The sequence below is a fragment of the Tardiphaga sp. genome, from assembly GCF_028290785.1.
Lineage (GTDB): Bacteria > Pseudomonadota > Alphaproteobacteria > Rhizobiales > Xanthobacteraceae > Tardiphaga.
The window spans coordinates 1-5,129 of the sequence record NZ_JAQGJD010000397.1 but is presented as its reverse complement, the minus strand read 5'-3'; the positions used below and the strand labels follow the sequence as shown (position 1 = coordinate 5,129).

At 65.1% G+C, this 5,129-nt stretch carries 5 protein-coding genes; 2 read left to right on the top strand and 3 right to left on the bottom strand.

The window, feature by feature from the left end:
- Together JWR89_RS25180 and JWR89_RS25175 are read right to left on the bottom strand one after the other, a co-directional pair.
- A partial coding sequence (locus JWR89_RS25180) for a DNA translocase FtsK (RefSeq protein ID WP_299720922.1) occupies positions 1 to 1,931 on the bottom strand: 1,931 nt, incomplete at its 3' end.
- Between the two features lie 11 nt (positions 1,932 to 1,942).
- Positions 1,943 to 3,157 (bottom strand): aminotransferase class I/II-fold pyridoxal phosphate-dependent enzyme, encoded by a 1,215-nt coding sequence (locus JWR89_RS25175; protein WP_299720923.1) that lies wholly within the window; start codon positions 3,155 to 3,157, stop codon positions 1,943 to 1,945.
- Positions 3,158 to 3,319: 162 nt separating this feature from the next.
- On the opposite strand from JWR89_RS25175, the gene JWR89_RS25170 reads away from it, so the two are divergent.
- Both JWR89_RS25170 and JWR89_RS25165 read left to right on the top strand, forming a co-directional pair.
- Complete coding sequence (locus JWR89_RS25170) at positions 3,320 to 3,556, top strand: AbrB/MazE/SpoVT family DNA-binding domain-containing protein (protein ID WP_299720921.1); 237 nt, start codon at positions 3,320 to 3,322, stop codon at positions 3,554 to 3,556.
- Positions 3,553 to 3,960 carry a type II toxin-antitoxin system VapC family toxin gene (locus JWR89_RS25165; protein ID WP_299720920.1) on the top strand — a complete coding sequence of 136 codons (408 nt, stop codon included), beginning with the start codon at positions 3,553 to 3,555 and terminating at the stop codon, positions 3,958 to 3,960. Before JWR89_RS25170 ends, JWR89_RS25165 begins: the two co-directional genes overlap by 4 nt.
- Positions 3,961 to 4,098: 138 nt before the next feature.
- Here JWR89_RS25165 and JWR89_RS25160 read toward each other — a convergent pair.
- Positions 4,099 to 5,129, bottom strand: a 1,031-nt coding sequence (locus JWR89_RS25160) for an ammonium transporter (protein WP_299720919.1), incomplete at its 5' end; no start/stop codon positions are given.

Below are 5,129 nucleotides of genomic sequence, written 5' to 3'. Positions count from 1 at the left end.
TGCGTCGCCATGATCAGGTGGATGCCGGCCGCCCGGGCCATCTGGGCCAGCCGCTGGATCGCCCCTTCGATGTCCTTGCCGGCCACCATCATCAGGTCGGCCATCTCGTCGACGATCACCACGATATAGGGCAGCACCGTGAGGTCCATCTCCTCGCTCTCGAAGATCGCCTCCCCGGTCTCGCGGTCGTAGCCGGTCTGCACCGTGCGGGTGATCACCTCGCCGCGCAGCTTGGCTTCCGCCACCCGGGCGTTGAAGCCGTCGATGTTGCGCACACCGACCTTGGACATCTTCTTGTAGCGGTCCTCCATCTCACGAACCGCCCACTTCAAGGCGACGACCGCTTTCTTCGGATCCGTTACGACGGGCGTCAGCAAGTGCGGGATGCCGTCGTAGACGGATAGCTCGAGCATCTTCGGATCGACCATGATCAGGCGGCACTGGTCCGGCCGCAGCCGGTACACCAGGCTGAGGATCATGGTGTTGATGGCCACCGATTTGCCGGAGCCGGTGGTGCCGGCGATCAGGAGATGCGGCATGCGGGCGAGATCGACGATGATGGATTCGCCGCCGATATTCTTGCCGAGGCATAGCGGCAGCTTGATGCCTTCGTTGGTGTCCTTCACCGTCAGCAGTTCGCGTAAGTAAACATTCTCGCGATGCGCATTGGGCAGCTCGATGCCGATGGCGTTGCGGCCGGGCACCACGGCGACGCGTGCCGACAACGCGCTCATCGAACGCGCGATGTCGTCGGCGAGGCCGATCACGCGCGACGACTTGATACCAGGTGCTGGCTCCAACTCGTACAGCGTCACCACCGGGCCCGGATGCGCCTTGACGATCTCGCCGCGGACGCCGAAATCCGACAGCACGCCTTCCAGCGCGCGCGAATTGGTTTCCAGCTCGGCCTTGCTGAGCGGCTGCCGATCGGCGGCGCGCGGCGCGGTCAACACGCTCACCGACGGCAGTTCGAAAGTGCCGCTGTTGTTCTTGCGCACCGGCTCCTTGGCCGGCTTCTTGCGCGCGCGGGCAACCGGCGCTTCCTCGATCTCGTCTTCTTCTTCCTCGTCGAGGTCTTCGTGCTCATCGTCGTCGTGATCGTCGCGGCTCTGCGGCGCGATCGGCGGGCTGGTGCGACGGCCGCCGAGATTGGGCTCCTGGCGTTCGAACGCCGCGGTGCGCGGTTCGGGTGCCGACGTCACGAACCTGGCGTACAGCATCGACAGCAGCCGGCCGATCCGCGCCTTGGTGCTCATGGCGGCATGCACGGCCCAGCCCAGCGAGACCGAACCGCGATCGTGTTCTTCCTCGTCGAACGGCGTGTCGTCGTCCTCGATGGCGGCGAATTCTTCCTTGGGCTGCGCGCCCAGCCCGCAGGCCATCAGGAAGGTGGCGACCATCGCCGTGCCCAGGATGATGCCTAGCACGAAGCGATAGATGAAGCCGACCGGGCCGAACACCACCGCCGGCGCACGAAACAGCGCGTCGCCGACCACGCCGCCGACGCCGGTCGGCAGCGGCCACGAGCCGCCGTGCTGCCAGCAACTGGCGAAGCCCGAGGCGATCACGGTGCAGAGAATCCAGCACGCAATGCGCAGCGCCTCGCGGTCGAAATGCCGGTGCGTCATCATCCGCCAGCCCCATACGGCGACCGGCAGGATCAGCATGATCGAGCCGAGCCCGATGATCTGCATCAGGAGATCGGCGCCAATCGCGCCGGGATAGCCAACAATGTTGCGAATCGCGCGCGAGGTGGCGTGGCTGAGGCTGGGGTCCTGCACCGACCATGTCATCAGCGCCGCCGCGGCGATGCCGGACAGGCCGATCAGACCGAAGCCGGCGAGCTCGCGCAGCCGCCGCGCCAGCATCTCGCGTATCGACGCGGGCAACTGTCCGACCAGGGGGATGACGCGTTCGATCGTGGTGCTCATATCGCCCTGCGTTAATTCAAAATCGCGACCAGCCGGTGCAATGCCTCGGCCGTCGTTTCACTGTCCTGCACCAGCGCCAGGCGAATATAGCCGGCGCCGGGATTGCTGCCGTCGGGTTGCGGGCGCGCCAGATAGCTTCCGGGCACTACGCGCACGCCGCCGTCACGATAGAGTTTCACGCTCGCTTCCTCGTCGCCGCCGAAAGCGGAGACGTCGAGCCACAGGCAGAAACCGCCGGCCGGCCTGACATAGCCGTAGCGGTTGCCGAGGATCTGGTCGGCGAGATCGAATTTGAGTCCGTATAGCCGGCGGTTCTCGTCCACATGCGCCTCGTCGCTGTAGGCGGCGACCGCGACCTGCTGCAGCGGCACCGGCACCTGCGGCGCGGCGACATTGCGCAGCTCGTGGAACGCGGCCAGAAATTTCTTGTCGCCGGCGGCGAAGCCGACCCGCATGCCCGGCAGGTTGGAGCGCTTCGACAACGACTGAAACGCCACGACATTGGCGAAGTCCGGTCCCGCGACTTCCAGCATGCTGCCGGGGGCCGCCTGGGTGTAGATCTCCGAATAGCATTCGTCGGATAGCACGATGAAGCCGTGGCGCAGCGCGAGTTCGTGCAGACGCTTGAAGTAAGCGGGAGTGGCGACCGCGCCCTGCGGATTGGCGGGCGAGGCGATATACATCGCCACCGTGCGCGACAAGGTCGCCTCGTCGAGCGCGTCGAGATCGGGCAGGAAGCCGTTCGCCAGCGTGGTCGGCAGGAACACCGGCTCGCAGCCGGCGGCGCGGGCGCCGGCGCCATAGGCCGGGTAAAACGGATTCGGCAGCAGGATCGCCGGCGGGCCCTTGCGCGGGCCGACGAAGCGTGCCGCGGTGATGGCCGCGAAGAACAGGCCCTCGCGGCTGCCGTTCAGCACCAGCACTTCGGTTTCCGGATCGAGCGGGCGCGGCAACTCGAAGCGCGTCCCCATCCAGGTCGCCGCGGCGCGGCGGAACGGCTCGATGCCGCGGGCCATCGGATAGCGGCCGAAATCGGCGATGTGCCTGGCCAGCACCGGGCCGACGAAATCCGGCACCGGATGCTGCGGCTCGCCCAGCGACAGCGTGATTAGCGGCTTGCCCGGTTGGTACGGCGCCAACAGCTCGGTCAGCCGCGCGAACGGCGAACGTTCGCCGGCCGGTGCACCAGCGCCCTGCGCCGCGGGGAAAGAAGCGGACATCACCATACTCAAGCAGCACTTTCGGAGACGGCCGACCGCCTTGCGGGATCGGCAAATGGATCAAACCACCATGATACGCCGAGGTTAAGGCGCGATTAACCATCGACTTTTCAGGCCGTTTTGGTTAGTATTACCAATATACGACGAGGTGTTACCCGGAGAGATCTGATGGCAACGAGAGTTACGAGCAAGGGCCAAGTGACGATTCCAAAGCCATTTAGAGATCAGCTCGGAATAGGGCCCGGCAGCCAAGTGGCCTTCAGGCTTGCTGATGACGGCAGCGTCGTGATCGAAAAGGCAGACGGTTCCAAGCAGCCAAGCCGGTTTGCAGGTCTGCGAGGTAGCGCCGGACCGGGCATGAGCACCGATGAGATTATGGCGCTACTTCGTGGCGAGCCGGAATGACACTGGTTGATTCAAATGTTCTGCTCGACGTCATAACCGAAGGTCAGGAATGGGCCGACTGGTCGGAACAGCAACTGGACCGGGCCGCGTTGCGAGGGCCGCTCATTATCAATGATGTCATCTACGCAGAGGTTTCGGCGCGGTTTTCCGTTTTCGAAACGCTGGATGCATTGCTAGACGAGTATCGCATCGAAGTCGCGCCGATGCCGCGCGCCTCCCTGTTCCTCGCGGGCAAGACATTCTTGCGCTATCGTTCGGCGGGCGGGCTCCGAACCGGAGTGCTCCCCGACTTCTTTATTGGCGCGCACGCGGCGGTCCTGAATCTCTCGATACTGACCCGCGACACCAAACGTTATCGAACCTATTTTCCAAGCGTGAAGCTAGTCGCGCCCGAACCTAACTGATGCATCAAGCACCCCAAAAAAGGTGAAGGGCCCCAGCTTGCGCTGGAGCCCTTCGACGGTTGTGGCATTGCCGGGTATGTGCCCCAACCGATCCCGTTGAGGCGCGCTGCGAAAGACCTCCGCAGCGCGCCTTGGCGCTTACATGTTGTAGGCGCGTTCGGTGTGCTCGGTGACGTCGAGGCCTTCGCGCTCGACTTCAACGTTGACGCGGAGACCGACGATGACATCGACGACCTTGAACAGGATCGCCGAGCCGACGCCGGACCACACCAGCGTGGTCGCGACAGCTTTGCACTGCGAGATCATCTGGGTGACCATGTCGTAGTCGCCGATCTTGCCGGCGACGTAATCCATGACGCCCGTGCCGCCGAGGGCCGGGTTGACCAGGATGCCGGTGGCAAGCGCGCCGATGATGCCGCCGACGCAATGGACGCCGAACACATCGAGCGAGTCGTCATAGCCGAGCGCATTCTTGATCACGGTGCAGAAGAACAGGCAGACGACGCCTGCGACCAGACCGAGAACCATCGCACCCATCGGACCGGAGAATCCGCAGGCGGGCGTGACGGCGACGAGGCCGGCAACCGCGCCGGAAGCGGCGCCGAGCAGCGAGGGGTGACCCTTGGTCATCCATTCCGCGAACATCCAGGCCATTGCCGCAACCGCGGTGGCGAGGAAGGTGTTGGTCATCGCCAGCGCGGCGGTGCCCGAGGCTTCCAGGTTCGAACCGACGTTGAAGCCGAACCAGCCGACCCACAGCAGCGACGCGCCGATGACCGAATAGGCCAGGTTATGCGGCGCGAAGTTCTCGGTGCCGAGGCCCTTGCGCTTGCCGAGCATCAGCGCGGCCACCAGGCCCGCGGTGCCGGCGTTCAGGTGGACGACCGAGCCGCCGGCGTAGTCCAGCGCGCCCATGGCGCCCAGCCAGCCGCCGCCCCACACCCAGTGGGCGATCGGGCAGTAGACGAAGATCAGCCACGATCCCATGAAGGCCAGGAAGGCGGAGAACTTCATGCGGTCGGCCAGCGCCCCGGCGATCAGCGCCGGGGTGATGATCGCGAAGGTCAGCTGGAAGCACATGTAGACGGTCTCGGGGATCGTCATGGCGAGCGGGTTGGGAACGCCGACGCCCTTGCCGATGTCGCTCATGATGCCTTGCAGGAAGGCTC

Bases quoted from the DNA above. Each gene is read 5' to 3' on its own strand.
- JWR89_RS25165 (WP_299720920.1), top strand. From the start codon at position 3,553: ATGACACTGGTTGATTCAAATGTTCTGCTCGACGTCATAACCGAAGGT.
- JWR89_RS25170 (WP_299720921.1), top strand. From the start codon at position 3,320: ATGGCAACGAGAGTTACGAGCAAGGGCCAAGTGACGATTCCAAAGCCA.
- JWR89_RS25175 (WP_299720923.1), bottom strand. From the start codon at position 3,157: ATGGTGATGTCCGCTTCTTTCCCCGCGGCGCAGGGCGCTGGTGCACCG.